The sequence below is a fragment of the Streptomyces sp. NPDC031445 genome, from assembly GCF_055581365.1.
On record NZ_JBVIJO010000001.1, the window covers coordinates 1,189,418 to 1,215,656 of the forward strand.

Annotated in this window: 20 protein-coding genes; 17 read left to right on the forward strand and 3 right to left on the reverse strand. The window is 72.6% G+C overall.

The annotated features are described in order from the left end of the window. Positions 1-22: 22 nt before the first annotated feature. Positions 23-1,804 carry a PucR family transcriptional regulator gene (locus tag ACZ5DC_RS05030; RefSeq protein ID WP_468649451.1) on the reverse strand — a complete coding sequence of 594 codons (1,782 nt, stop codon included), beginning with the start codon at positions 1,802-1,804 and terminating at the stop codon, positions 23-25. Positions 1,805-2,082: 278 nt separating this feature from the next. On the opposite strand from ACZ5DC_RS05030, the gene dnaK reads away from it, so the two are divergent. From dnaK to ACZ5DC_RS05080, 10 genes are all read left to right on the forward strand, one after another. Next, positions 2,083-3,981 (forward strand): molecular chaperone DnaK, encoded by a 1,899-nt coding sequence (gene dnaK / locus ACZ5DC_RS05035; protein WP_468649453.1) that lies wholly within the window; start codon positions 2,083-2,085, stop codon positions 3,979-3,981. An 8-nt stretch (positions 3,982-3,989) separates the two neighbouring features. Next, the gene (locus tag ACZ5DC_RS05040) at positions 3,990-4,598 is read left to right on the forward strand and encodes a nucleotide exchange factor GrpE (protein ID WP_468649455.1); all 609 of its coding nucleotides are present in this window, start codon (positions 3,990-3,992) and stop codon (positions 4,596-4,598) included. Positions 4,599-4,604: 6 nt separating this feature from the next. Next, on the forward strand, positions 4,605-5,558 hold the full coding sequence (locus ACZ5DC_RS05045; RefSeq protein ID WP_468649457.1) for a DnaJ C-terminal domain-containing protein: 954 nt from the start codon (positions 4,605-4,607) through the stop codon (positions 5,556-5,558). Continuing rightward, positions 5,555-5,962, forward strand: coding sequence for a chaperone modulator CbpM (locus tag ACZ5DC_RS05050; protein WP_468649459.1), 408 nt, complete (start codon positions 5,555-5,557; stop codon positions 5,960-5,962). Before ACZ5DC_RS05045 ends, ACZ5DC_RS05050 begins: the two co-directional genes overlap by 4 nt. Continuing rightward, positions 5,953-8,592: an ATP-dependent chaperone ClpB gene (gene clpB / locus ACZ5DC_RS05055; protein ID WP_468649461.1), complete on the forward strand. Its 2,640-nt coding sequence runs from the start codon at positions 5,953-5,955 to the stop codon at positions 8,590-8,592. Before ACZ5DC_RS05050 ends, clpB begins: the two co-directional genes overlap by 10 nt. Next, a complete protein-coding gene (gene trxA / locus ACZ5DC_RS05060) occupies positions 8,589-9,035 on the forward strand; it encodes a thioredoxin (RefSeq protein WP_468649463.1) in 447 nt (148 codons plus the stop codon). Before clpB ends, trxA begins: the two co-directional genes overlap by 4 nt. 5 nt (positions 9,036-9,040) lie before the next feature. Then, the gene (locus ACZ5DC_RS05065) at positions 9,041-9,304 is read left to right on the forward strand and encodes a UBP-type zinc finger domain-containing protein (RefSeq protein WP_468649465.1); all 264 of its coding nucleotides are present in this window, start codon (positions 9,041-9,043) and stop codon (positions 9,302-9,304) included. Beyond that, positions 9,304-11,103 (forward strand): FAD-dependent oxidoreductase, encoded by a 1,800-nt coding sequence (locus ACZ5DC_RS05070; protein WP_468649467.1) that lies wholly within the window; start codon positions 9,304-9,306, stop codon positions 11,101-11,103. The genes ACZ5DC_RS05065 and ACZ5DC_RS05070 overlap by 1 nt, the downstream gene beginning before the upstream one ends. Positions 11,104-11,263: 160 nt before the next feature. Beyond that, positions 11,264-11,683 (forward strand): aspartate 1-decarboxylase, encoded by a 420-nt coding sequence (gene panD / locus ACZ5DC_RS05075; RefSeq protein WP_468649469.1) that lies wholly within the window; start codon positions 11,264-11,266, stop codon positions 11,681-11,683. A 30-nt stretch (positions 11,684-11,713) separates the two neighbouring features. Continuing rightward, positions 11,714-12,058 (forward strand): GNAT family N-acetyltransferase, encoded by a 345-nt coding sequence (locus tag ACZ5DC_RS05080; RefSeq protein ID WP_468649471.1) that lies wholly within the window; start codon positions 11,714-11,716, stop codon positions 12,056-12,058. 629 nt (positions 12,059-12,687) lie between these two features. Here ACZ5DC_RS05080 and gndA read toward each other — a convergent pair. Continuing rightward, a complete protein-coding gene (gndA, locus tag ACZ5DC_RS05085; RefSeq protein ID WP_468649473.1) occupies positions 12,688-14,127 on the reverse strand; it encodes an NADP-dependent phosphogluconate dehydrogenase in 1,440 nt (479 codons plus the stop codon). A 271-nt stretch (positions 14,128-14,398) separates the two neighbouring features. Between gndA and ACZ5DC_RS05090 the strand changes: the two genes are divergently transcribed. Further along, positions 14,399-15,568 carry a transglycosylase family protein gene (locus ACZ5DC_RS05090; protein ID WP_468649475.1) on the forward strand — a complete coding sequence of 390 codons (1,170 nt, stop codon included), beginning with the start codon at positions 14,399-14,401 and terminating at the stop codon, positions 15,566-15,568. Here ACZ5DC_RS05090 and ACZ5DC_RS05095 read toward each other — a convergent pair. Next, positions 15,558-17,075, reverse strand: a complete 1,518-nt coding sequence (locus tag ACZ5DC_RS05095) for a DMT family transporter (protein ID WP_468649477.1) — start codon at positions 17,073-17,075, stop codon at positions 15,558-15,560. The two genes, ACZ5DC_RS05090 and ACZ5DC_RS05095, sit on opposite strands and share 11 nt — an antisense overlap. A gap of 228 nt (positions 17,076-17,303) precedes the next feature. Between ACZ5DC_RS05095 and ACZ5DC_RS05100 the strand changes: the two genes are divergently transcribed. From ACZ5DC_RS05100 to ACZ5DC_RS05125, 6 genes are all read left to right on the forward strand, one after another. Continuing rightward, positions 17,304-18,071: a (2Fe-2S)-binding protein gene (locus tag ACZ5DC_RS05100; RefSeq protein ID WP_468649938.1), complete on the forward strand. Its 768-nt coding sequence runs from the start codon at positions 17,304-17,306 to the stop codon at positions 18,069-18,071. A 40-nt stretch (positions 18,072-18,111) separates the two neighbouring features. Further along, complete coding sequence (glgA, locus tag ACZ5DC_RS05105; protein WP_468649479.1) at positions 18,112-19,263, forward strand: glycogen synthase; 1,152 nt, start codon at positions 18,112-18,114, stop codon at positions 19,261-19,263. Positions 19,264-19,313: 50 nt separating this feature from the next. Continuing rightward, a complete protein-coding gene (gene glgC / locus ACZ5DC_RS05110; RefSeq protein ID WP_468649481.1) occupies positions 19,314-20,534 on the forward strand; it encodes a glucose-1-phosphate adenylyltransferase in 1,221 nt (406 codons plus the stop codon). Positions 20,535-20,660: 126 nt separating this feature from the next. Continuing rightward, the gene (locus ACZ5DC_RS05115) at positions 20,661-22,982 is read left to right on the forward strand and encodes a GH92 family glycosyl hydrolase (RefSeq protein WP_468649483.1); all 2,322 of its coding nucleotides are present in this window, start codon (positions 20,661-20,663) and stop codon (positions 22,980-22,982) included. A gap of 146 nt (positions 22,983-23,128) precedes the next feature. Next, complete coding sequence (locus ACZ5DC_RS05120) at positions 23,129-24,460, forward strand: wax ester/triacylglycerol synthase family O-acyltransferase (protein WP_468649485.1); 1,332 nt, start codon at positions 23,129-23,131, stop codon at positions 24,458-24,460. Positions 24,461-24,683: 223 nt separating this feature from the next. Next, entirely contained in the window at positions 24,684-26,201 is a 1,518-nt protein-coding gene (locus ACZ5DC_RS05125; protein ID WP_468649487.1) for an SDR family NAD(P)-dependent oxidoreductase, read from the forward strand. Positions 26,202-26,239: the final 38 nt, after the last annotated feature.

Here is a 26,239-nt window from a genome sequence, read left to right on the forward strand (position 1 = left end):
GCGGCCCGGATCCAGTGAGGCATCAGCCGGGTCCGCCCAGCACGATCTTCCACACTCGGGTCGCCACCTGGAGGTTCAGCCGGTCCTCGACGTTCGCGAGGTCGTGGCCGCTGATGTCGCGGATGCGCTGGAGCCGATAGCGCAGCGTGCTGCGGTGGATCGCGAGGGAGTCGGCGGTCTCGTCGTAGTTGCCGCCGCAGTCGAAGTACCGGGAGAGGGTCTCCACCATGGTCGCGTGGTGCCGGGAGTCGTAGTCGATGAGCTGTCCGAGCCACTCCTGGACGAACGTCTCCAGTTCCCGGTGACCGCTGCCGGGTCCCAGGATGCGATAGAGACCGAGCTCGTCGAAGAACGACGTGCCGTAGCGCTCGCGGGAGTGGCGGCGCACGTCCAGGGCGCGCTGCGCCTCCTGGTAGTGGTGGGGGATGTCGTCCACGTAGTCGCACGGAGCGCTCACCCCGATCGTCCCGGACCGTGTCCCGTTCTCTCGGGCGAGCGCCTCGTACAACGCGCGAGCGTGCGGCCTGTCGCCAGTGATGAGGACGACGTGGTCGGAGCGGCGGGTCAGCAGCGAGCGCATGCCCACCGCAGCGGCCGCCCGGCCCACGGTCCGCGCGAAGGAATCGTCCGCAGCCCGGTTCGACCACTGCACCACGACGATGTAGTGGCTGCCGTGCAGGTCGTGCCCGACCGCCTCGGACCGGGCGTAGGCGCTCGGCTCGTCCGTCCCCGCCAGGAGGTCGTCGGCCAGCTCGCGGTGCAGCCTCAGCTCCACTTCGGCCAGATTGCGCAGGTGCGTCAGCTCCAGGGCGAGCGACGCGGCGGCGTGTCCAAGCGCGAGGACGGTGTGCTCGTCGGCCTCGTCCCGGGTGTCGACCAGGGCCAGCACACCCAGGATCTCGCCGTGCGGGCGGATCAGGGTGATCAACCGGTCCCTTATCCGCACCGGTCCGGCCTGACGGGCGACGGCGTGCAGCATGTCGTCCTGGCGCACGGGGTCCGGTTCGGGATAGGGGACGGGGCGGCCGGGGCCGGTCCAGCACCGCAGCCGGCCGAAGCGGTCCTCGACCAGCGCGGGAAGTCCTGTGAGCCCGTGCAGTGCGCGGGTGACAGCTTCCTCGCCGCCACCCGAGGCAACGACGTCGGCCATGAGAGCGTGAACGGCTCGCTCGTAGCCCAGCTCAGCCATCACGGAGATCAGCTTCCGCTGGAGGGCCGTGCGTTCCTCCCTCAGCCGGTGCAGCTCCAGCGCGTCCTCGCGTTGGCGGCGGTGTGCGCAGGCGACCGACAGCGCAGCGGCGGTGTGCCGGACGAGCATGGAGAGCAGGGACCGCTCGGCCTTGGTGGGCAGGGAGCGGGACGTGACCACGAGGTAGCCGTGGAGTACCCGAGGGCCGCGCAGCCCCAGAGCCCGGCCCCAGGGCCTGCCGGCTACGGTCACCTTGCCGTCCTGCCCGGCCAGCTCCCGCACCCTGCGGCCCACGGCCGAGGCATGCGTTCGCCCGTTCCACGGGCTGGCGACCAGATCGCCGCCCACCTTGAGGTATCCGGCCTCGGCGCTGAAGGGCCCCGCGGCGACCATGTGATCCCTGGCAAGGCGCAGGATCTCGCCTTCGTCCGGGGCGTCGAACTGGGCGCGGGAGAGCGCGACCAGTTCGAGGAGGGCATGGGCGGCTGGGGTGCGAGCGGGCGGGCGGGGCCGCCTGGGCGTCGCCGTGGGGCGCCGCCCGGCGCTGCCCCGCGCAAGGCTGCCCTTCCGGTCGGGGTAGCGGTGGTACGGGCTGTACGCCCGACTGCCGACCATGGGAGATCGCTCCGTCCTTCGGAGGTGAGCGGCTTTCGCGTACCCGGTCCCGGGCCGGCTACCCGAGGCGTACGGGTTCTTTCTCTCGTACTCGTGGGGCGACCGGACCCGTGCATTCCTGACTCGTCAGGCGCAGGCGTGGAGCCACCCGGTTCGTCACCCTGGGGGTGCTCGAGACCCTCCGTGCGCACCGGCGGGAAACCGGCGGAGTCCCACCTCTGTCTGAACGAACGTGATCCGGAGAGTCGACGCAGGCGCTGCACCGGGAGGAGTTCCTCATGGCCAAGGCAGTGGGCATCGACCTGGGCACCACCAACTCGGTGATCGCCGTGTGGGAGGGCGGCGAGCCGTCCGTCGTGCCCAACAGCGAGGGCAACCGCACGACACCGTCCGTGGTGGCCTTCACCGACACCGGGGAACGTCTGGTGGGCCAGCTGGCCCGGCGCCAGGCGATCCTCAACCCCAAGGGCACCATCTACTCGGCCAAGCGGTTCATCGGCCGGCACTTCGACGAGATCTCCGACGAGGCCAGGGCGGTGGCGTACGACGTCGTCGAGGGCGACGGCGGGGCGGCCCGCTTCAAGGTGCGCGACAAGCTGTACGCGCCTGAGGAGATCAGTGCACAGGTGCTGCGCAAACTCGCCGACGACGCGTCCAGGCAGCTGGGGGAGCGGGTCACGGAGGCGGTCATCACGGTGCCCGCCTACTTCAACGACGCCCAGCGTACCGCCACCAAAGACGCCGGACGGATCGCCGGTCTTGAGGTGCTGCGGATCATCAACGAACCGACGGCGGCCGCCCTCGCGTACGGCATGGACAAGAAGGAGCACGAGACCGTTCTCGTCTTCGACCTGGGCGGCGGCACCTTCGACGTGAGCATCCTCGACGTCGGCGACGGCGTGGTGGAGGTGCGCTCCACCGCCGGTGACAGCCACCTGGGCGGCGACGACTTCGACCGGCGTCTGGTGGACTACCTCGCGGACGACTTCCAGAAGGAGAACGGCATCGACCTGCGCAAGGACCCGCAGGCGCTGCAACGACTTTTCGAGGCGGCGGAGAAGGCCAAGACCGAGCTCAGCTCGGTGACGCAGACGCAGGTCAGCCTGCCGTTCATCACCGCCGACGCCTCGGGCCCCAAGCACCTCACCGACTCGATCATGCGGTCCACCTTCGAGCAGATCACCGGCGACCTGGTGGAGCGTTGTCTGGGACCGGTGCAGCAGGCGATGGCCGACGCGAAGGTCGGCGAGAGCGACATCGACGAGGTCATCCTCGTCGGCGGTTCCACCCGCATTCCCGCCGTCCAGACCCTGGTCCGCCGGCTGACCGGCGGCAAGGAACCCAACATGAGCGTCAACCCCGACGAGGTCGTGGCCCTGGGCGCCGCGATCCAGGCCGGGGTGCTCAAGGGCGAGGTCAAGGACGTCCTCCTGCTCGACGTCACACCCCTGTCGCTGGGCGTGGAGACACGCGGCGGAGTGATGACGAAGATCATCGAGCGGAACACCACCATCCCGGTGCGCCGCAGCGAGACCTTCTCCACCGCCGAGGACAACCAGCCGGCCGTCGATGTGGTGGTCCTCCAGGGCGAACGCGAGCGGGCCGCCGACAACCGGGTGCTGGGCCGGTTCCAGCTCACCGACATCCGGCCGGCGCCGCGGGGCGAACCACAGATCGAGGTCACCTTCGACATCGACGCCAACGGCATCCTCAACGTCAAGGCCCGCGACCGGGACACCGGCAAGGAACAGGGCATCACCATCAGCGAGAGCTCCAACCTGGACCGCGGTGAGGTCGAACGCATGGTCCAGGAGGCCGAGCGCAACCGAGGCCAGGACCAGACACTCCGCGAGGCCGTTGACGCCCGCAACGAACTCGACGCCGTCGCGTACCAGGTCGAGAAGCGCCTCGCCGAACTGGGCGACGCGGCGCCCGCGCACGAGAAGGCACGCGCCGAGATGCTCGTCTCCGACGCCCGGGCGGCGGTCAAGGAAGAGGCAGGCGTGGAGCGCGTGCGGCCTCTGACCTCCGAACTCCAGCAGGTGCTCGCCGGACTGGCGGCACATCAGGGCACCGCCACAGGCGGCGGTCCCGGCCAGGACGCCGCCACCGGCGGTCCCACGAGTGACGGTGGCGGTGACGATGATGTCATCGACGCCGATTTCGACAAGGGCTGAGGCGCGCCATGCCCATCCACCCCCAGGAACCCGACCGGGCCGCGTCGGATCCGGGCGCACCGGTCCCGGAAGGCGCCGGACCTGGCCCTCGCGGGGATCTGCCCCAACCGGGCCCGCCCCGGCCCGAAGCGGCGAACAGCGAACCGGGACCCGATGCCGCCGGCCCCGCGCCTGCCGAGGACGAGTACACGACCGCGATCAGGGAACTGGAGGACCGCTGGCGGCGCGCGCTCGCCGACCTCGACAACCTTCGCAAGCGTCACGCCAGGGAACTGGAGCGCGAACGGGCGGCGGAGCGGTCCCGCACGGCGGCCGCCTTCCTGCCTGTCCTCGACAACCTCGAACTCGCCCTGACCCATGCCGGCGCCGATCCGGGTGCGATCGTGGAGGGCGTCCGGGCCGTACGCGACCAGGCGGTGAACGTCCTCGAACTGCTCGGCTACCCGCGGCACGCGGAGAGCGGCGTCCCCTTCGACCCGGCCCGGCACGAGGTGGTCGGTGTCGTCCAGGACCCCGACACCCCGCCGGGCACCGTCGCCGAGGTGCTGCGCCCCGGCTACGGGGACGGCGAACGGCAGCTCAGGCCCGCCGCCGTGACGGTCGCGAAGCGGGAGTGACCGGTCATGGCACGGGACTTCTACGAGGTGCTGGGCGTGTCGCGGACCGCGGGCCAGGACGAGATCCAGCAGGCATACCGCAAACTCGCCCGCACGTATCACCCCGACGTCAACAAGGACCCCGGGGCGGAGGAGCGCTTCAAAGACCTCAACGAGGCATACAGCGTCCTGTCCGATCCCAGGACCCGGGCCCGCTACGACCGCTTCGGCGAGGACTTCCGCAAGATCCCCGAGGACTTCGACGAACGGGTCGCCGCCGGAGCGGGCGGCGGCTTCCGCGCTCGGAGGACCGCGGGCGCGGGCGGCCCTCGTGTCCGGTACTCCACCGGCTTCGGCGACGACTTCGGAGCGGAGGGCATCGACATCGAGGATCTGCTCGGCTCCATGTTCGGAGCCGGCGCCGCCCGAGGCGGCGTCCCCGGGGCGGACCAGGAGGCGGAACTGCCGTTCACCGTCGAGGAGGCGTACCGAGGCGGCCGTCGCACCGTCACACTCGCCGGCCCCAGCGGGCAGCCGAGGCGGTACGAGGTCGACGTGCCGCCGGGCGTCACCGACGGGCAGCGCATCCGGCTGGCGGGCGAGGGTGGCCGGGGCAGTGGTGACGCCGGCGCGGGCGACCTGTACCTGCGGGTGCGCGTCCAGCCCCACCCCCGGTTCCGGCTGGACGGCCGTGACGTGCACGTCCAGCTCCCGGTCGCCCCGTGGGAGGCGGCCCTGGGTGCGACCGTGCCGGTGCCCACGCCCGGCGGCGGCACGGCGAAGGTCACGGTGCCCGCGGGCTCGTCCAGCGGCCGTCGGCTGCGGCTGCGCGGCGAGGGCATGCCGAACCCGCGGGGCGCGAACGGCGACCTGTACGCCGAACTTCGCGTCATGGTGCCTCCCGCCCTCGGCGACCGGGAGCGCGAACTGTTCGAGGAACTCGCCGCCACTTCCTCGTTCGACCCCAGGAGGACGCGATGAACGACCGACCCGCGGGAGCGGGAGGCATCGGCCGGGCCGGCGTGGGCGCCCGTCCGGTACGAACGGGCGCCGACATCACCGCCTCGACGGCTGTCCGGTACGCGCTCGTACCCGTCCCCAGGCTCTCCCTGGCCGCCGTGGCCCTTCGTTCGGGCCTCCACCCCGATCTGATCCGCCGGTTCGTCGCCCTCGGTCTGGTCGACGCGGAACGCGACTCTGCGGGGCGACTGGTGTTCAGTCCCACGGCCCCGGCGGTTCTCGCCCGTATCCAGCGGCTGCGCACCGGACTCTGCCTCAACTACGCATCCATCGGGCTGGTGCTCGACCTGCTCGACCGCATCAGCCTGCTCGAAGCCGCCCTGCGCGGCCGCGGCACGAGGAGTGAAACACCCCCATGGACATGAACCGTCTCACCCAGAAGTCCCAGGAAGCCCTTCACGAGGCCCAGAGCGCGGCCGTCGGCATGGGGCAGACCGAGGTCGACGGGGAACACCTGCTGCTCGCGCTTCTCGATCAGGAGGACGGTCTGATCCCGCGGTTGCTGCAACAGGCCGGCACCGAGCCGAAGGAGCTGCGCGCGGCCGTGCGCGAGGAGCTCTCCCGCCGCCCGAAGGTCACCGGTCCCGGCGCGGCACCCGGCCAGGTCTTCGTCACTCAGCGCCTCTCTCGCCTGCTCGATGCCGCCGAGCGGGAGGCCGGGCGCCTCAAGGACGAGTACGTGTCCGTGGAGCACCTCCTGCTCGCCCTGGCCGAGGAGGGCTCGGCGACCGCCGCCGGACGCCTGCTCAAGGAGCACGGCGTGACCCGGGAATCGTTCCTGAGCGCGCTCACCCAGGTCCGCGGCAACCAGCGCGTCACCTCCGCCAACCCCGAAGTGGCCTACGAGGCTCTGGAGAAATACGGCCGCGACCTGGTCCTCGAGGCTCGGTCCGGGCGGCTGGACCCGGTCATCGGCCGTGATGCGGAGATCCGTCGCGTCACCCAGATCCTCAGCCGCAAGACCAAGAACAACCCCGTCCTCATCGGCGATCCCGGTGTCGGCAAGACCGCCATCGTCGAGGGCCTGGCCCAGCGCATCGTTCGCGGCGACGTCCCCGAGGGCCTGCGCGACAAGACGGTGTTCGCTCTCGACATGGGCTCCCTGGTCGCCGGCGCCAAGTACCGCGGCGAGTTCGAGGAACGCCTCAAGGCCGTACTGGCCGAGGTGAAGGCCGCCCAGGGACGCATCCTGCTCTTCGTCGACGAACTCCACACCGTCGTCGGCGCGGGCGCCGCCGAAGGCGCCATGGACGCGGGCAACATGCTCAAGCCGATGCTCGCCCGCGGCGAACTCCACATGATCGGCGCCACCACCCTCGACGAGTACCGCAAGCACATCGAGAAGGACGCCGCCCTCGAACGCCGCTTCCAGCAGGTCCTGGTCGACGAGCCGAGCGTGGAGGACACCATCTCCATCCTGCGCGGACTGCGCGAACGCCTCGAGGTCTTCCACGGCGTGAAGATCCAGGACACCGCACTGGTCTCCGCGGCCACCCTCAGCCACCGCTACATCACCGACCGGTTCCTGCCCGACAAGGCCATCGACCTCGTCGACGAGGCGTGCGCCCGGCTGCGTACCGAGATCGACTCGATGCCCGCCGAACTCGACGAGATCACCCGCCGCGTCACCCGCCTGGAGATCGAGGAGGCGGCCCTGTCCAAGGAGACCGACGCCGCCAGCAGAACTCGTCTGGAGGAACTGCGCAAGGAACTGGCCGACCTGCGCGGCGAGGCAGACGCCAAACACGCCCAGTGGGAGGCAGAACGGCAGGCCATCCGCCGCGTGCAGGAACTACGCCAGGAACTGGAGCAGGTCCGCCACGAGGCGGAGGAGGCCGAACGCGCCTACGACCTCAACCGCGCCGCCGAACTCCGCTACGGCCGCCTCCGGGACCTGGAGCGCCGGCTGAAGGCCGAGGAGGAGCAACTCGCCGCCAAACAAGGGCAGAACCGGCTGCTGCGCGAGGTCGTCACCGAGGAGGAGATCGCCGAGATCGTCGCCGCCTGGACCGGCATCCCCGTCGCCCGTCTCCAGGAGGGCGAACGCGAGAAGCTGCTGCGCCTCGACGAGATCCTGCGCGAGCGCGTCATCGGCCAGGACGAGGCCGTCAGACTCGTCGCCGACGCCATCATCCGCGCCCGCTCCGGCATCCGCGACCCGCGCCGCCCCATCGGCTCGTTCATCTTCCTCGGCCCCACCGGCGTCGGGAAGACCGAGCTGGCCAAGACCCTCGCGGCGGCCCTGTTCGACTCCGAGGAGAACATGGTCCGCCTCGACATGAGTGAGTACCAGGAGCGGCACACCGTCAGCCGGCTCATGGGCGCACCACCCGGATACGTCGGCTACGAGGAAGGCGGCCAGCTCACCGAGGCCGTACGCCGCAAGCCGTACTCGGTCGTGCTGTTCGACGAGATCGAGAAGGCGCACACCGATGTCTTCAACACCCTGCTGCAGGTCCTCGACGACGGCCGCATCACCGACTCCCAGGGCCGCACCGTCGACTTCCGCAACACCGTGATCATCATGACGTCGAACATCGGCTCCGAGCATCTCCTCGACGGCGCCACCGCCGAGGGCGAGATCAAGCCGGACGCCCGCGCCCTGGTGATGGGCGAGCTGCGCGGGCACTTCCGCCCGGAGTTCCTCAATCGCGTCGACGACATCGTGCTGTTCAAGCCGCTCGGCGAACGGCAGATCGAGCGGATCGTGGAGCTGCAGTTCGACGAGCTGCGCCGCCGGCTCGCCGAACGCCGCATCACCGTCGAACTCACCGACGCCGCCCGGGAGTTGATCGCCCACCAGGGCTACGACCCGGTGTACGGTGCCCGGCCGCTGCGCCGCTACATCTCCCACGCGGTCGAGACGATGGTCGGGCGCGCCCTGCTGCGCGGTGACGTCCAGGACGGCGCGACGGTCCGCGTCGACGCCGAACACGGAGAGCTGGTGGTCACCTACGACCGGCCCGAGGACGTGAAAGGAGCGCGGGCGGCATGAGCACGATGCAGGCGACGACCGTCAGTTGCCCCCACTGCGGGCGCACCAACCGGGTGCCCGTGGCCGCGGAGGGCCGCCCCCGGTGCGGCCACTGCAAGCGGCCCCTGCCGTGGATGGTGGACGCGGGCGACGGCGACTTCACCGAGGTCGCCGAGCGGGCCGACGTCCCCGTCGTGGTCGACCTGTGGGCCACCTGGTGCGGCCCCTGCCGCATGGTCAGCCCCGCACTGGAGAAGGTCGCCACCGATCTCGCCGGCCGGATCAAGCTCGTCAAGGTCGACGTCGACAAGAACCCGCTGCTGTCGCGGCGTTTCGAGGTCCAGGCCGTACCGACACTGCTGATCCTCGACCGGGGCGAGACGGTCGCCCGGCAGGCGGGGGCGGCGCCCGCCCCCGCTCTGCGCCAGTGGGTGGAACAGTCGATCACCACCCGGAAAGGGTGATCCGGATGACCCTGCACGCAGACCCCCACCTCGCGCTTGTCCGGCCGGTCCAGCCGCTGACCCCAGAAGGGTGTCAGGAGTGTCTGATGCTCGGCTCCCCGTGGGTCCACCTGAGGCTCTGCCTGACCTGCGGGCACGTGGGCTGCTGCGACTCCTCGCCGAACGAGCACGCGCGCAAGCACGCGGCTGCCGTCGCCCATCCGATCGTGCAGTCCTTCCAGCCCGGCGAGGAATGGCGCTGGTGCTTCGTTCACGAGGCGTTCGTCTGATGTCCGGCGACCAGTCGCTGCCGGGCGCGGAACCGGACGAGGCCGCCTTCCGGGAGACCCCGGACGTCTACGGCGCGTACCCGCGCCTCACGGAGGACCAGATAGCACGTCTGGCGGAGCACGGGCAACGCCGGACCACGGCTGCGAACGACGTGCTGATCCGGGAGGGGGAGCGCTGCGAGACGTTCTTCGTCGTCCTCAGCGGTACCGTCGCCGTCGTCGAGGACCACGGCACTGCCGAGGAGCACGTGCTGCGCGTGCACGGCCCCGGTCGTTTCATCGGCGAACTCGGCCTGCTGTACGGACAAGTGGCCTTCTACACCGCCGTCGCCAGGGAGCCCGGCGAGGTCCTCGTCGTCTCCTTGGACCAGCTGCGCCGCCTGGTGTCCCAGGACTCCGCCATCGGCGACGTCGTGCTGCGCGCCTGTCTGTGCCGCCGCGCGCTGCTCGTCGGACAGGGCGCCGGCTTCCGCATCATCGGCTCGCGCTACTCGCCCGACACCAGACGGCTGCGCGAATTCGCCGTCCGCAACCGGCTGCCGCACCGCTGGATCGACCTGGAGACCGACGAGGAGGCCGAGGAGCTGCTGCGCCGCTTCGGCGTAGGCCCGGCGGAGACACCACTGGTCATCTGGCGGGACACCACCCTGTTGCGCAACCCCAGCAACGCGGAACTGGCCCGGCTCATCGGCCTGCCGTCACTGCCCGCCGGAAACCGTCACGGCGACGTCCTCATCGTGGGCTCCGGACCCGCCGGCCTCGCTGCCGCGGTGTACGCCGCCTCCGAGGGTCTGAGCACCACGGTGGTGGAGGCGATGGCCGCCGGCGGCCAGGCCGGCACGTCGTCCCGCATCGAGAATCTGCTCGGCTTCCCCTCCGGCATCTCCGGCGCCGAACTCACCGAACGCGCTGTGCTCCAGGCCGAGAAGTTCGGCGCCGGGATCAGCCTTCCACTGGAGGCGACCGGTCTCCACCGCAAGGACGACGACCACTATGTCGTGGCGTTCGCCGACGGCAGCGAGATCGCCGCTCGCGCCGTCGTCCTGGCCATGGGTGCCCGCTACCGCCGGCTCCAGGTGCCCGGCATCGAACGCCTGGAGGGAACGAGCGTGCACTACTCGGCGACCGTCTACGAGGCCCAGCGGTGCCGCACCGACCCGGTGGCCGTCGTCGGCGGAGGCAACTCGGCGGGCCAGGCGGTGCTGTTCCTCGCCGGGTACGCGCCGAAGGTGCACCTGCTGGTCCGAGGAGCCAGCCTCGAGGCCAACATGTCCCGCTACCTGGTCGACCAGGTCGAGCGCCATCCACGGGTGGAGGTCATGCTGCACACCGAGGTCACCGAGGTCATCGGCCAGGAAGTGCTCAAGGAACTCGACGTGGTCGACAACCGCACGGGCGGGCACCGCCGGCTCGCGGTACGGAGCCTGTTCGTCTTCACCGGCGCCGAACCTCACACCGAGTGGCTCGCCGGCACCATCGCCCTCGACTCCCGCGGCTTCGTCCTCACCGGGCCGGAGGCCCAGGAAGCCTGCGCCTGCCCCGAGGTGTGGCACGGCCGCGGGCGCTCGTGCATGACGCTGGAGTCCAGCCTGCCCGGGGTCTTCGCGGTAGGGGACGTCCGCGGCGGCTCGGTGAAGCGGGTGGCCTCCGCGGCCGGCGAGGGCGCGATGGCCATCCACTTCGTGCACCGGCACCTGGGGCACTCGGCGGTACCCGGCACCACGGGCACGCCGGCTGTCGCGGGCCACTCGGACGTCTCCCCACGCATACGTCACAAGGAGTCCGCATGGCTCGCGTGACGAAGGGCGGACGACGAGGTGACGAGAAGCCATAAGGAGGCGATGGCGCGGGCCATGTCGGCGTGGTCGCGAACATCGGCTCCGACACGTGCCGGTGTACAGTGAAGACCGCCCTTGACCTGCACAAAGCAGGCAGGGAGCCGTCTTTCAGGAGTTCGACATGCTGCGCACCATGTTCAAGTCCAAGATCCACCGAGCCACCGTCACCCAGGCCGACCTGCACTACGTGGGATCGGTGACCATCGACGCGGATCTTCTCGACGCCGCCGACCTGTTGCCCGGGGAACTGGTGCACATCGTGGACGTCACCAACGGCGCCCGGCTGGAGACGTACGTCATCGAGGGTGAGCGCGGGTCCGGGGTCATCGGGATCAACGGGGCCGCGGCCCACCTCGTGCACCCCGGCGACCTCGTGATCATCATCAGCTACGCCCAGGTCACCGACGCGGAGGCGCGCGCGCTGCGGCCCCGGATCGTGCACGTCGACGCCGGCAACCGGATCGTGTCCCTCGGCGCCGATCCGTCCGAGCCGGTGCCCGGCTCGGACCAGCAGCGCAGCCCGCAGGCCGTAGGAGCCTGACCCGGACGAGGACCAGGAGCGTGCGTGCCCGTGAGCGAGACCGGGATCCGCGACGACCGGGCGGCGGGCCGCCTGGAGGCCGTCGGCGACGGTGAAGTCGTCGGCCGTATCGAGTACTTCGTCCTGGAGACGCCCGAGCGCGCCCTGGTCCCCGTCCACACGATCGTCGAGCCCGCCCACGAGGGCAAGGGCATCGCCGGATCGCTCGCCCGCGCGTTGTACGCCCTCGCCGAGCGCGAGGGCGTCCCGGTGGCCCCGCTCTGCCCGTACGTCGTGACGTGGGCCGAACGCCACCCCGAGGCGGCCCCGCCGGCCGACCCCCGGCTGCTGTCGGCCGCGAAGGACTGGCTGCGCGCCCACCCTGACCGCTTCTGATCGAGCGACGGCCCAGCCGGGCCCACCGACCCGGGCCGGTCCGAGCGCGCGGCGCCCCCGCGTCCGTCTCGCGGCGTGCCGTCGCACTCGGGCCCGTCCCTCCGTGAGCGAGTGCCACCCCGGCCGGCTCCCTGGGAACGCCCCCGCGACCGTACCGACGGCCACCCGCCCGGACCCGTTCGGTGCTGCCGTCGGGTGAGTGGCCGGGCGGTCGCCGGGTAGGCGGGGGAGTAGTCCAGAGGCGACGTCCCGTGACTGCCCGGAGGACAGCATGACGAACCCGCATCCCGACCCGGTACCGCCGGGCCCGACACCGGGTCCGGGCCCGACCCCGCCGGATCCGTACCCGAGCCCGGTGCCGACCCCGGAACCGGTCCCGGAGCCCACGCCACCCCCACCGGGGCCCGCCCCGAGCCCGCCGCCGCCCCACCCCGGCCCACCGGAGCCGTCCCCTTCCCCCATCCCGCCGGGCCCGGAGCCCGTACCGAGCCCGGAGCCGGGGCCTCCGCTCACCTGAGACACGGGAGGGGCCGGGCGCCCGCACCATGAGGGGCGCCGGGCTCCTCCCGGGCGCGGGGCGGTACCGGGACGTACGGCCGAGACGAACGTGCCCGTCGAACCGCGCCGCGCTACGCGGTCACCTCGGTGCGGTCCCCGCCCCACAGCGTGTGGAACGTGCCCTCCCGGTCCACCCTCCGGTACGTGTGCGCACCGAAGAAGTCCCGCTGCCCCTGCGTCAGCGCCGCCGGCAGCCGTTCCGCCCGCAGTGCGTCGTAGTACGCCAGCGCCGCCGCGAAGCCCGGCGTCGGCACGCCCTGCCGGGTCGCCGCGACCAGGACCTCCCGCCAGTCGTCCTGCGCCTCGGCGATCTCGCGGGCGAACGTCTCGTCCGACAACAGGCTCGGCAGGTCGGCCCGGGCGTCGTACGCCGCGCGGATGCGGTCGAGGAACGCGGCCCGGATGATGCAGCCGCCCCGCCAGATCGAGGCCACCGCCCCCAGGTCGATGTCCCAGCCGTACTCCTCGCTGCCCGCGGCGATCTCGTGGAAGCCCTGCGTGTACGACACGATCTTGGACGCGTACAGCGCCTGCTCCACCCGGTCGGCGAAGGCGGCCGCCTCCGACTCGCCCAGCGGCGACGGCTTCGGGCCGGCCAGGTCCCGCGAAGCGGCCCGCAGCGGCGCGTGGCCGGACAGCGAGCGGGCGAAGACCGCCTCGGCGATGCCGGACACCGGAACACCGAGGTCCAGCGCGATCTGCACCGTCCAGCGGCCGGTGCCCTTCTGCTCGGCCTGGTCCACCACGACGTCCACGAACGGTTTGCCGGTGGCCGCGTCCACGTGGGACAGCACCTCGGCGGTGATCTCGATCAGGTACGAGTCCAGCCGGCCGGTGTTCCAGGTGCGGAAGATGTCCGCGATCTGCGCGGGGGAGTACCCGGCGACGTCGCGCAGCAGCTGGTACGCCTCGCCGATCAGCTGCATGTCGGCGTACTCGATGCCGTTGTGGACCATCTTCACGAAGTGCCCGGCGCCGTCGGGGCCCACGTGCGTCACGCACGGCGCGCCGTCCTCCGCCTTCGCGGAGATCTTCTCCAGCATCGGGCCCAGCGACCCGTACGACTCCTTCGAACCGCCCGGCATGATGCTCGGGCCGTGCAGCGCGCCCTCCTCGCCGCCGGAGATGCCCGCGCCGACGAAGTGGATGCCCCGCTCGCGCAGCTCACGCTCCCGGCGCCGGGTGTCGGCGAAGTGCGCGTTGCCGCCGTCGATGATCATGTCGCCGGGCTCCAGCAGCGGGGCGAACTCCTCGATCACCGCGTCCGTCGGCTGCCCCGCCTTGACCATGATGACCAGCCGGCGCGGACGTTCCAGGGCCGCCACGAACTCCTCGGCGGTCTCGGCCGCGACGAAGTCGCCCTCGTTCCCGAACTCCTCCACCAGCGCCTTCGTGCGCGACACCGTACGGTTGTGCACGGCGACCGTGTAGCCGTTGCGCGCGAAGTTCCGCGCGAGGTTGCGGCCCATGACCGCGAGGCCCGTGACGCCGATCTGCGCTGAAGTGCTCATACCGCCTGCTCCCTGTTACCTCGTGTACTACGGCTCCGTCAGTACGGGTCCCTGCCCATCCTGACGTGCCGCTACGGCGAGCGCACATCCGACCCGCCAGGCATGGGTACGCAGCGGGACCGCCGTCCGCCTCACTGACCGGCCCGGCGGATCAAGCAGGGGCCGTTCCCGGCCACTTGGGTCGCACGGGAGGCCGAATTCCTGTCTTGTCATGGCCAGTTCGTGGCGCTTACTTTTGCCGCTCCTGACGCATGCCGAGGGGATTTCGGACATGGCCGTACGCGGCCGGCACCGCCGGTACCAGCCGAACAGGATCAACCGCGCCTCACTCACCGTCACGGCGGGCGGTGCCGGCCTCGCGATCCCGCTGGTCGCCGCCGGCACCGCGAACGCCGCCGACGTGGCGACCTGGAACAAGGTCGCCGCCTGCGAGTCCAGCGGCCACTGGAGCATCAACACGGGCAACGGCTACTTCGGCGGACTGCAGTTCACCCAGTCCACCTGGGAGGCGTACGGCGGCGCCCGGTTCGCGCCGCGCGCCGACCTGGCCACCAGAGCCGAGCAGATAGCCGTCGCCGAGAAGGTCCTCGACGGGCAGGGTCCCGGCGCTTGGCCGGTGTGCTCGGGGCAGGCCGGGCTGACCCGGGGCGGACCCGCCCCCGGCGTGCACACCGAGACCAGCGCCACGCGCCCCGCGAAGACCGGCTCCGCGCACTCCGCCTCCGCCCACTCCGGCTCCGTCAAGGACGTGCGGCCGCAGACGACCCCGCAGTCCCGGGCCGGCCGGGCCGAGATGTACACCGTGGTGCACGGCGACACCCTCTCCGGCATCGCCGGCGACCACCACGTCACGGGCGGCTGGCACACCCTGTACGCGGGCAACCGCACCACGATCGGCGCCGACCCCGACCTGATCATCCCGGGGCAGCGGCTCAGCCTGGACGGCACCGCGACCCGCTCCGCGCCCTCCAAGGCACCGAGGAGGAAGGCGCCTTCGGAGCACCCCGCCACCCACCACACGCCGCCGACGACCCGGCACGCGCTCGTCGCCCCGGTCACCGCGTCCGTCGGCACCGGGTACCACGTGGCGGGCTCCCACTGGTCGAAGGGCTACCACACCGGCGTCGACTTCCTCGTGCCGACCGGCACCTCCGTGAAGGCGGCGGCGACCGGGCGCGTGGTGGCCGCGGGCTGGGGCGGCTCGTACGGCTACCAGGTCGTGATCCGGCACGCCGACGGCCGCTACACCCAGTACGCCCACCTGTCGGCCATCGCCGTGCGCGACGGCCAGAGCGTCAGCGCGGGCCAGCGCATCGGCCGCTCCGGCTCCACCGGGAACGTGACGGGCCCGCACCTGCACTTCGAGGTGCGCACCGGGCCCGGGTTCGGCTCGGACATCGACCCGCTCGCCTACCTCCGGGCCGGAGGCGTCAGGATCTGACGCGGGTACGGTGCAGGGCCGGCAACGGCACCGGCAGCGGTACGGCCACGCCCGCGGGCAGCGGGGCGTACGACACCGGGAGCACACCGTCGGCGACCGTCCCGGCACCGTCGGTGCCCGCCACTCCGCCGCTCCCGGGCGGCCCGGACGCCAACAGCCCGGACACGCCCGGCTCGGCGGCCCCCGCCAGGACGGCCGCGGCGCTCGGCCCGGCGTGCGCCATGGCCTCGGCCGGACCGGTGGGTACGAGTCGTCGGACCGGCTCCGGGCGGCCGACCGGTTCGGCTGCCGTGGCGCGGGCCGCCGGCTCAGGAGCCCTCACGGAGACGACCGCGTCACTCACCCCGGCGCCGGCCACGGCCTCGGCCGCCCCCGCACGGACGCCCGCCTCGACGCCCACCACGGCCCCCTTCGGACCCGCGCGGCCGGCCGGCTCGCCCGGCCCGGCGGGGTACGCCGGTTCGGACGTCCCGGCGCGTGCCCCCGGCCCGGCCGTTCCGGTGCCGGTCTCCGCGCGCCCGTCCCGCTCCGCACCCGCAGCCCCGCCCTCGCGGGGCTGCGGCACGGTGGGGCGCGCGGGGGCGGTGGACCCCGTCGGCTCCGCGGCCACCGGTACTCCCCGCGCGGGGGGCCCGGCCGGTGCCGAAGCGGCGGACGCCGGCCCGTCCGCGGCCGTCTCGCGGGTCAGCCGCTCCGTCGTCAGCATGATCAGGCCGCCGGCCGCCACCACACCGCAGCCCAGGGCCAGCACGGTGCCCGTGGTGCCGTAGCGGAACGTCTCGCCGAACAACAGGATGCCGACCGCGGCGGCCAGCACCGGATTGACCACCGTCAGCGTGGCCAGCGGCGCGGCGAGGCCGCCGCCCCGGTAGGAGGCCTGGGACAGCAGGACGCCGGCGACCGCGAACAGCCCGATCACCGCGAGCGAGGACAGGTCGCCCAGCGCGATGCCGTCGCTCCAGTCGACGGCGACGGTCTTGGTGAACACCGACGACATGCCGAACGCTATGCCGGAGGCGGTGGCGAGGAGCACGCTGCGCACGGCGGGGTGCCGGTGCGCGGCCAGGCCCGCGCACATCAGCGCCACCACCGCCCCGCCGGTGACCAGCGCGACCGCCAGCCGCTGGGCCGGGGCCAGGGAGTGCCCAGAGGAGGAGCCGACCAGGGAGAGCAGACCGGCGAGGCCCACCGTGGCCATGAGCGCGCCGCGCCAGGCGGTCGCGCCGGCCCGGCGGCCGACGCAGAGCGCCGCCAGGGGCAGTGCGAAGACGATGGTCAGCGCGCCGAGCGGCTGCACCAGGCTGAGCGGACCGCAGGCCAGCGCCACGACGTGCAGCACGCCCCCGAGACCGTTGAGCGCCAGCGCACCCCACCAGCCCGGCCGGCGCAGCGGCAGGTACCCGCTGTCGGGGGAGGACACCGCGACCTGCTCCTGCACGATCGCTCCGCCCGCGTAGGCGAGGGCGGAGACGACCGACAGGAGCACGGACAACGCCAGGGCGCTCATCGGTGTCTCCTCTGCGTGCGACGGGCGTCCTGGGCCCGGCGCGGGGTACGGTCGGCTGCCATGGCCAACACTCTGCCCGCCCGGCTGCTTCCCGTCGTCGTACCTGAGCACGCAATGCGTCCTACTGCCGATGGAGTACGGCAGCGGCCTGATCATCCCCTGGGCGGGTGAACGCGGGCGGGCCCCCGCCCCATCACGCCCGCGGCGGGCCTGGTACGAGTGTCTGCCGTGGACCTGGACCCCGATCTCTCCGCCCTGCGCGCGCTCGGCGGCTTCTTCCCCCTGCGCACCCTCCCGGGCACCGCCGACGGCACCGGAGCCCGACGGCTGCCGGCCCTCGCGGAGGGCTACACGGCGACGGCCACGGAGACCGGCCGCCGCGATCCGCTGGCGCTGCGCGTCGCCACCGTCGCGGACCGGCTCGGGACCGGCGAGCCCCGGGTCGCCGCCTCCCTCGCCCAGCAGGGCCTGGCCGCGCGGCTGTGGTCGGCGGCCCTCGGCTGTGCCGTCCTGTACGGCCGGCTGCCCGACCTGGACCCGCGTCTGCTGCGCTGGGACGCCCGTGCCGCCGTCCCCGACGATCTGTGGCTCACCGAGCTGCGCCCGCTGCCGGGGGACGCCGCCACGCTCGCCGGCACCGTGCTGCACGGTCATCTGGAGCCCCTGGCGCGGGTCCTGCGGGCCCGCTACGGCGTCGCGCCGGGCCTGCTGTGGGGCAACGCGGGCTCCGCGCTCGCCGCGACCGCCCGGGAACTGGGCCGCTGGGCCCGCGCCCACGGCCGTACCGACGTCGCGGCCCGCACCCGGACGCTCACCGGTGACCTCTTCGCCCACCCCCTGCTGAGCGCCACCGGCACCCGCACCGGTCCGGCGTTCCGGCGCCGCAGCTGCTGTCTGTACTACCGGGTGCCCGGCGGCGGGCTCTGCGGCGACTGCTGCCTCACCGCGGCGCCGCGCTCCTCCCCGCGCTCTTCCCCGGGCGCCGCATCTGGGTGACCATGAGGGGAACCTGCCACCGAGACCAAGGGGTTGCCGGGTGCGAGTGGGACTGCTGAGCCGGGAGTACCCCCCGGATGTGTACGGCGGCGCCGGTGTCCATGTGGAGTTCCTCGCCCGCGAGTTGGCGGCCCTGGTGGACCTGGAGGTGCACTGCTGGGGCGAGGGCCGCGGCGTCGGCGTCGTACGGCACCGGTCCTGGTCCGTCCTCGACGGCTCCAACGACGCGCTGCGCACCTTCTCCGTGGACCTCGCCATGGCCGCCGCCCTCGAAGGCCGCGAACTCGTCCACTCCCACACCTGGTACGCCAATCTCGCCGGCCATGTCGCCAAGCTGCTGTACGGCATCCCGCACGTGGTCACCGCGCACTCGCTGGAGCCGCTGCGCCCCTGGAAGGCCGAGCAGCTCGGCGGCGGCTACGCCCTCTCGGGCTGGGCCGAGCGCACCGCGATCGAGGCCGCCGACGCGGTGATCGCCGTCTCCGGCGCCATGCGCGACGACATCCTCGCCTGCTACCCGGCCCTCGACCCGGCCCGCGTCCACGTCGTCCACAACGGCATCGACACCCGCCTGTACCGGCCTGACCACGGCACCGACGCGCTCACCCGGCACGGCATAGACCCCGCCCGCCCGTACGTCCTGTTCGTCGGCCGCATCACCCGGCAGAAGGGCGTGCCCCATCTGCTGCGCGCGGTACGGGACATCGACCCCGGCGCCCAGGTCGTGCTGTGCGCGGGCGCGCCCGACACCCCCGAGATCGACCGGGAGTTCCAGGAGCTGTTCGAGGAACTGCGCCGGGTGCGGGCGGGCGTGTTCTGGATCCCGCAGATGCTGCCGCGCACGGAGGTGATCCAGCTCCTCACGCACGCCGCGGTGTTCGCCTGCCCGTCGGTGTACGAGCCGCTGGGCATCGTCAACCTGGAGGCGATGGCCTGCGGCACGCCGGTCGTCGCGTCCCGGGTGGGCGGCATCCCCGAGGTGGTCGACGACGGCCGTACCGGTCTCCTGGTCGACGCGGACGACGACTTCGAGCCCGGGCTCGCCCGTGCCCTGGACACCGTCCTCGGCGATCCGGACGCGGCGCGGCGCATGGGCGAGGCCGGACGGGCCCGCGCGGTGGGGGAGTTCGGCTGGGACGCGGTGGCCCGCCGCACGGCGGGGCTGTACGAGGAGATCCTCAAGCAGGCTTAGTCCGGCCCGCTCGGGGCAATGATGGTTCAACCACGGTGAGGGGAGCGGCCATGCGTCGTGGAGGGCCTTCCGTACTCGGGATCGTGCTGGCCGGCGGCGAGGGCAAACGCCTGATGCCGCTGACCGCGGACCGCGCCAAGCCGGCCGTCACCTTCGGCGGCACCTACCGGCTCGTCGACTTCGTCCTGTCCAACCTCGTCAACGCCGACGTGCTGCGCATCTGTGTGCTCACCCAGTACAAGTCGCACTCGCTGGACCGGCACATCACCACCACCTGGCGGATGTCCAGCCTGCTCGGCAACTACGTCACCCCGGTCCCCGCCCAGCAGCGGCTCGGCCCGCGCTGGTACCTCGGCAGCGCCGACGCCCTCCTGCAGTCGCTGAACCTGGTCCACGACGAACAGCCCGAGTACGTGGCCGTGTTCGGCGCCGACCACGTGTACCGCATGGACCCGCGGCAGATGCTGGCGCAGCACATCGAGGGCGGCGCGGGCGTGACGGTGGCGGGCATCCGGGTGCCGCGCGCGGAGTCCTCCTCCTTCGGGGTGATCACCCCGGGCTCGGACGGCCGTACCGTCGAGCGCTTCCTGGAGAAGCCCGCCGACCCCCCGGGCCTGCCGGACGACCCGGACAGGATCTTCGCGTCGATGGGCAACTACCTCTTCACCACGAAGGTCCTGATCGAGGCACTGCACCGGGACGCCGAGGACAGCCAGTCCGTGCACGACATGGGCGGCTCGATCCTGCCCCAGCTGACCGCGCGCGGCGAGGCGCAGCTGTACGACTTCTGCGACAACCACGTGCCCGGCGAGACCAGCCGCGACCAGGGCTACTGGCGGGACGTGGGCACCCTGGACGCCTACTACGAGGCCCACATGGACCTGATCGCCGAGCGCCCGGCGTTCAACCTCTACAACCGGCAGTGGCCCATCTACACGCACTCCTACCAGCTCTCCCCGGCCCGCTTCAACGCGGGCGGCATCGCGAGCGAGTCCATCATCAGCGCGGGCTGCCTGATCCGCGGCCAGGTCACCCGGTCGGTGCTCTCCCCGGGTGTCCGCGTCGACCCCGGTGCGGTCGTCCAGGGCTCGGTCCTGCACGACAACGTCCGCATCGGCCGGGGCGCGGTGGTCCGCGGCGCCGTGCTGGACAAGAACGTCGAGGTGCCGCCCGGCGCGACGATCGGCGTCAACCCGGAGCGGGACGCCGAGCTGTACACCGTGTCCAAGGGCGGGGTCATCGCGTTGGGGAAGGGGCAGCGGGTGCCCTGACGGACAGGGCGTCAGCCGCCGCGACGGCGCGACGCGTTCGACATCACCCTCTCGGAATGCCCAGGTTTGCACCGTCGGCCGTCCAGGATGCAGGCAACGACGTCCAACCTGCGGAGGTCATCCGACATGAGAGGGACCCGGCGCACACGGCTGTGCCTGGCCGGGGTGATGGCAGCGTCCGCGCTGATCGCCACCCCCGCCGCACGCGCCGCCGAGCGGACCGACGGCCACCTCACCGACCTGGTCAACCCCTTCATCGGGAGCCAGAACGAGGGCAACACCTTCCCCGGCGCGGCCGTGCCCTTCGGCATGGTGCAGCTCTCCCCGGACACCGGGCACAGCACCGGGTACGACTACGCGCAGAACCGTATCCGCGGGTTCTCGCTGGTCCACCTCTCAGGCGTCGGCTGCCGGATCGGCGGCGACCTGCCCGTGCTGCCCACCACCGGCGACGTCACTCGGACGGACGACGCCCGGTACGCGGCGGCCTTCTCGCACGACGACGAGGAGGCGAGCCCCGGCTACTACCGGGTCGGCCTCGCCTCCGGCATCCGCGCCGAACTCACCGCGACCGCCCGCACCGGCGTCCAGCGCTACACCTTCCCGGCCACCGACAAGGCCAACGTCCTGCTGAACGCGGCCCAGTCGCTGCACAAGCCGGTGAGCAGCACGGTGCGGATCGTGGACGACCGCACCGTGCGCACCGAGATCACCGGCCACGGCTTCTGCCGGGACACCGGCCCCTACACGGTGTACACGATCACCCGCTTCAGCCGGCCCTTCACCGCCTACGGCACCTGGGACGGCGAGACCGTCACCCCGGGAGCCCGCAGCGGTTCCGGCGGCGCCTACGTCCGCTTCGACACCACCCGGGACCGCACGGTCGAGGCGACCACCGCGCTGTCGTACGTCGACTCGCGCGGCGCCGCCGGCAACCTGCGCGCCGAGGGCGGACGGGCCTTCGACGCCGTACGCCACCGGGCCCGCGAGGAGTGGGAGCGCCGGCTCGCCGCGGTCCGGGTGCGCGGTGGCACGCCCACGCTCCGCCGGACCTTCTACTCCTCGCTGTACCGCTCCCACCTCGCGCCCAACATCGGCAGCGACGCCGACGGCCGCTACTTCGGCTGGGACCGCCGTACCCACCGCGCCCGCGGCTTCACCTACTACCAGAACTGGTCGCTGTGGGACACCTACCGCACCCAGGCCCAGCTGCTCGCCCTCCTCGCCCCGCGCGAGGCGCGGGACATGGCCCGGTCGGTGGTCGCGGTCGACGAGGACGGCGGGTGGCTGCCCAAGTGGGGCTACGGGCCGGTCGAGACGAACATCATGAGCGGTGACCCGGTCACCCCGTTCCTGACCACCGCGTACCACATGGGGCTGCTCAAGGGGTTCGAGGAGCGGGCCTACCGGGCGCTGAAGAAGAACGCCGACGGCGTGCCGCCCGCCGCGTACCCGGGCATCGGCCGGGAGGCCGACGCCGAGTACATCGCCAGGGGTTTCGCCCCCTACGTCAAGGACCGGCCGTACGCCAAGATGGGCGACTCGGACTACCACCACGGCGCCTCCGTCACCCTGGAGTACGCCCTCGCCGACGCGATGCTCGCCCAGATGGCGCGCGGTCTCGGCCACGGGGACGACGCCGCCCGCTATGCCGCCCGCTCGCGCGACTACCGGAACGTGTTCGACCCCGGCACCGGGTTCTTCCGGGCCCGTGACGCCTCCGGCGCCTTCACCGGCTCGCCCGACCCGGCCCGCGGCACCGGCTTCCACGAGGGCACGGCCTGGCAGTACCAGTGGCTCGTACCGCAGGACGTCCCGGGCATGGTCGGTCTGATCGGCGGCACGCGCGCGGCCAACGCCCGCCTCGACGCCTTCTTCGCCTACGACCGCCTCCTTTCGGACCCGGAGGGGACCGCCCGCGAGGTGTGGGTGCACGGCGACCCGTACGCCTACTACAACGCGGCCGTGTACAACCCGATGAACGAGCCGGACCTGATCGCGCCCTACACCTACCTCTCCACCGGCCAGCCCTGGAAGACCACCGACGTGGTGCACGCCGCGCTGACCCTGTTCACCGACAGCCCCACCGGCATGACCGGCAACGACGACCTCGGCACGATGTCCGCCTGGAACGTCCTGTCGTCCATCGGCCTCTTCCCGGTCCAGCCCGGCTACGACACCTGGGGCCTGACCACGCCAGTCTTCGACCGCGTCGACCTCACCCTGGACCGCCGGCACTGGCCCGCCGGCCGGCTGACGGTGACCGCGCCCGGCACCTCGGCCGCCGACCGCTACGTCCAGGCCGTGCACACGGACGGCAGGCCGCACGGCCGGACCTATCTGACGACCGGCGCGCTGCGCTCCCTGCGCTCCCTCGCCTTCACGGTCGGCCCGCGCCCGTCGGAGTGGGGTACGTCACCCGAAGCGGCGCCGCCCGTCCTGAAATGACCTCAGCCGATGCCTGCGTCCCGCCGCTCCCACGCGCGGCGGGACCGAACCTGACATTAACTGAGCGTAGCTTGATCGTACTTGACCGTAATCGCCAGCAGGGATTGACTGCTGATGCCCCCCTCGTCGATGCGTAAGGCAATCCCTTGACTTCCGACCTGCTCGCTCCACTCGACCTGGCCTTCTGGAACATGGAGTCCGACCGGCATCCCATGCACCTCGGGGCGCTCGGCGTCTTCTCCGCGCACTCGCCCACCGCCGGGGCGCACGCCGCCGACCTGCTCGCCGCCCGGGCCGCCGCCGTACCCGGCCTGCGCATGCGCATCCGCGACCTGTGGCAGCCGCTCGCCTTCGGCGGCGCCATGCGCGAGACCGACCCGGACTTCGACCCCCTGAACCACGTACGGCTGCACGCCCCGACCGACGACTTCTACGCGGTCGCCGGGCGGCTGATGGAGCGCCCGCTGGAACGCGGCCGGCCGCCGTGGGAGGCGCACGTGCTGCCCGGCGAGGACGGGGTGTCCTTCGCCGTGCTGTTCAAGTTCCACCACGCCCTCGCCGACGGGCTGCGCGCGCTGAAGCTCGCCGCCGGCGTCCTGGACCCCGTGGACCTGCCCGAACGGGCGCCCCGCGCGATCGAGCCGCCGCGCGGCCTGCTCTCCGACGTGCGCCGGCTGCCCGCGCGGATGCCCGGACTGCTCCGGGACGCGCTGTCCGACGTGGGCCGGGCCCTGGACATCGGCGCCTCGCTCGCCCGGTCCACCCTCGGCATGCGGCCGTGCGCCGCGCTGACCTCCGCGCCCAGCGGCACCCGCCGCACCGCCGGGGTCGTCCTCGACATCGACGACGTGCACCGGGTCCGCAAGAGCGCCGGCGGCACCGTGAACGACGTCCTCATCGCCGTCGTCGCCGGCGCGCTGCGCCGCTGGCTGGACGAGCGGGGCGACGGCAGCGGTGGCGTGGCGCCGCGCGCCCTGATCCCCGTCTCCCGGCGCCGCCCGCACACCGCCCAGCCGCAGGGCAACCGGCTCTCCGGGTACCTGATACGGCTTCCGGTGAACGAGCCCGACCCGCTCGGCCGTCTGGAGACGGTGCGGACCGCGATGGTCCGCAACAAGGACGCGGGTCCCCACCGGGGCGCCGGCGCGGTCGCGCTGCTCGCCGACCACGTGCCGGCGCTCGGCCACCGGCTCGGCGGGCCGCTGGTCGGCCAGGCGGCCCGGCTGTGGTTCGACATCCTGGTCACCAGCGTGCCGCTGCCCGGGCTCGGGCTGCGGCTCGGCGGCCACGAGCTGACCGAGGTGTACCCCCTGGCCCCGCTCGCGCCCGGCCAGGCGCTGGCGGTCGCGATCTCGACGTATCGCGGGCGCGTGCACTACGGCCTGGTCGCCGACGCGGTGGCCGTGCCGGACCTGGACCGGTTCGCCCACGCGGTGTCGGCGGAGGTGGAGACGCTGCTGACCGTCTGCGACGGCTGAGCACCGGGCACGGCGGCGCGGGCGGGGGTCCGCCCGTCGGCCGGCCCGCTCCGCACCCGGCGCCGAAGGCTGCCCGGCGCCCGGCGGCCCGCTGCCGTGCGTGATCGGTACCCACCCGGCACGGCAGCGGTTTGGTGCGGTGGCCCAGGCTCCGTAAAATTCGCTGTTCGAAAGCGGGCGCGAGTCGGAGCGCTGCGCGGGTGACCAGGGAAGCGGCAGCGCGATGACGGTGACAGACGACGGCTCGGCGGCGATGGACGTGCCCACGGACGCCGCCATGGACGAGGCGGTCCACGGGCCCGGTATCGACCCGGAGCGGCTGGCCGTGTGCCTGAGCGTGCTGGAGGAACTCGACCGGATCGACGTCGACCACCCCGACGCCATCGCGGTCCGCCGTGCCACCTCGCACATCTACCGCACGGTGAAGCAGCGCCGCCGCCAGGAGCGCCGGGCCGCCAAGACCGCGCACGACCGCGCCGTCACCGAGGCCACCGCCACCGGCTCCGCCGAGCGCATCGACGACGAGACCGAGGGCATCCTGCCCTCCTCCAAGGTCGACGCCGGCCGGATCGCGGGCATACTCCAGCGCCCGCGCTCCTGCTACACCTGCAAGCAGCGCTACGTCGAGGTCGACTACTTCTACCACCAGCTGTGCCAGAAGTGCGCCGCCGAGAACCGGGCCAAGCGGGACGCCCGCGCCGACCTCACCGGCAAGCGCGCCCTGCTCACCGGCGGCCGGGCCAAGATCGGCATGTACATCGCGCTGCGCCTGCTCCGTGACGGCGCGCACACCACCATCACCACCCGCTTCCCCAAGGACGCCATCCGCCGCTTCAAGGCGATGGAGGACTCGGCGGACTGGATCCACCGCCTGGAGGTCGTCGGCATCGACCTGCGCGACCCCGGGCAGGTCGTCGCGCTGGCCGATCAGGTCGCCGAGGCCGGCCCGCTGGACATCCTGATCAACAACGCCACGCAGACCGTGCGCCGCCTGCCCTCGGCCTACGCCGCCCTGGTCGAGGGCGAGAGCGCCCCGCTGCCCGCCGGGGAGCTCCCCGCCCACCACGTCATCGGCGCCTTCAACTCCGGCGCGGTCGACGGCCTGGCCGCGCTGCCCGTCGGCACCAGCGGCCTCGACGCGCAGAAGGTCGCCGACCTCGCCCTGGTCGCGGGCAACGCCAGCGTCGCCCGGCACCTCGAAGGCACCGCCATCGACGCGGGCGGCCTGCTCCCCGACGTCGTGGAGTCCAACACCTGGGTGCAGACGATCGAGCAGATCTCCCCGGTGGAGCTGCTGGAGACCCAGCTGTGCAACTACACGGCGCCGTTCATCCTGATCAGCAAGCTCCGGCCGGCCATGGCCGACGCCGCCCGGAAGGCGGTGAGCGGACGGGCGTACATCGTGAACGTCTCGGCCATGGAGGGCGTCTTCAGCCGGGGTTACAAGGGCGCGGGCCACCCGAACACCAACGCCGCCAAGGCCGCCATGAACATGGTGACGCGGACCAGCGGCCAGGAGATGTTCGAGACCGACCGCATCCTCATGACCTCGGTCGACACCGGCTGGATCACCGACGAGCGCCCCCACTACGACAAGCTGCGCCTGGCCGAGGCCGGCTTCCACGCACCGCTCGACCTGGTGGACGGCGCCGCCCGCGTCTACGACCCGGTCGTGCGCGGCGAGGCGGGCGAGGACCTGTACGGCGTCTTCCTGAAGGACTACGCCCCCGGCAAGTGGTAGACGAGGGGCGGAGCCGCCGCCGGGGCCGCGCCCAGGCA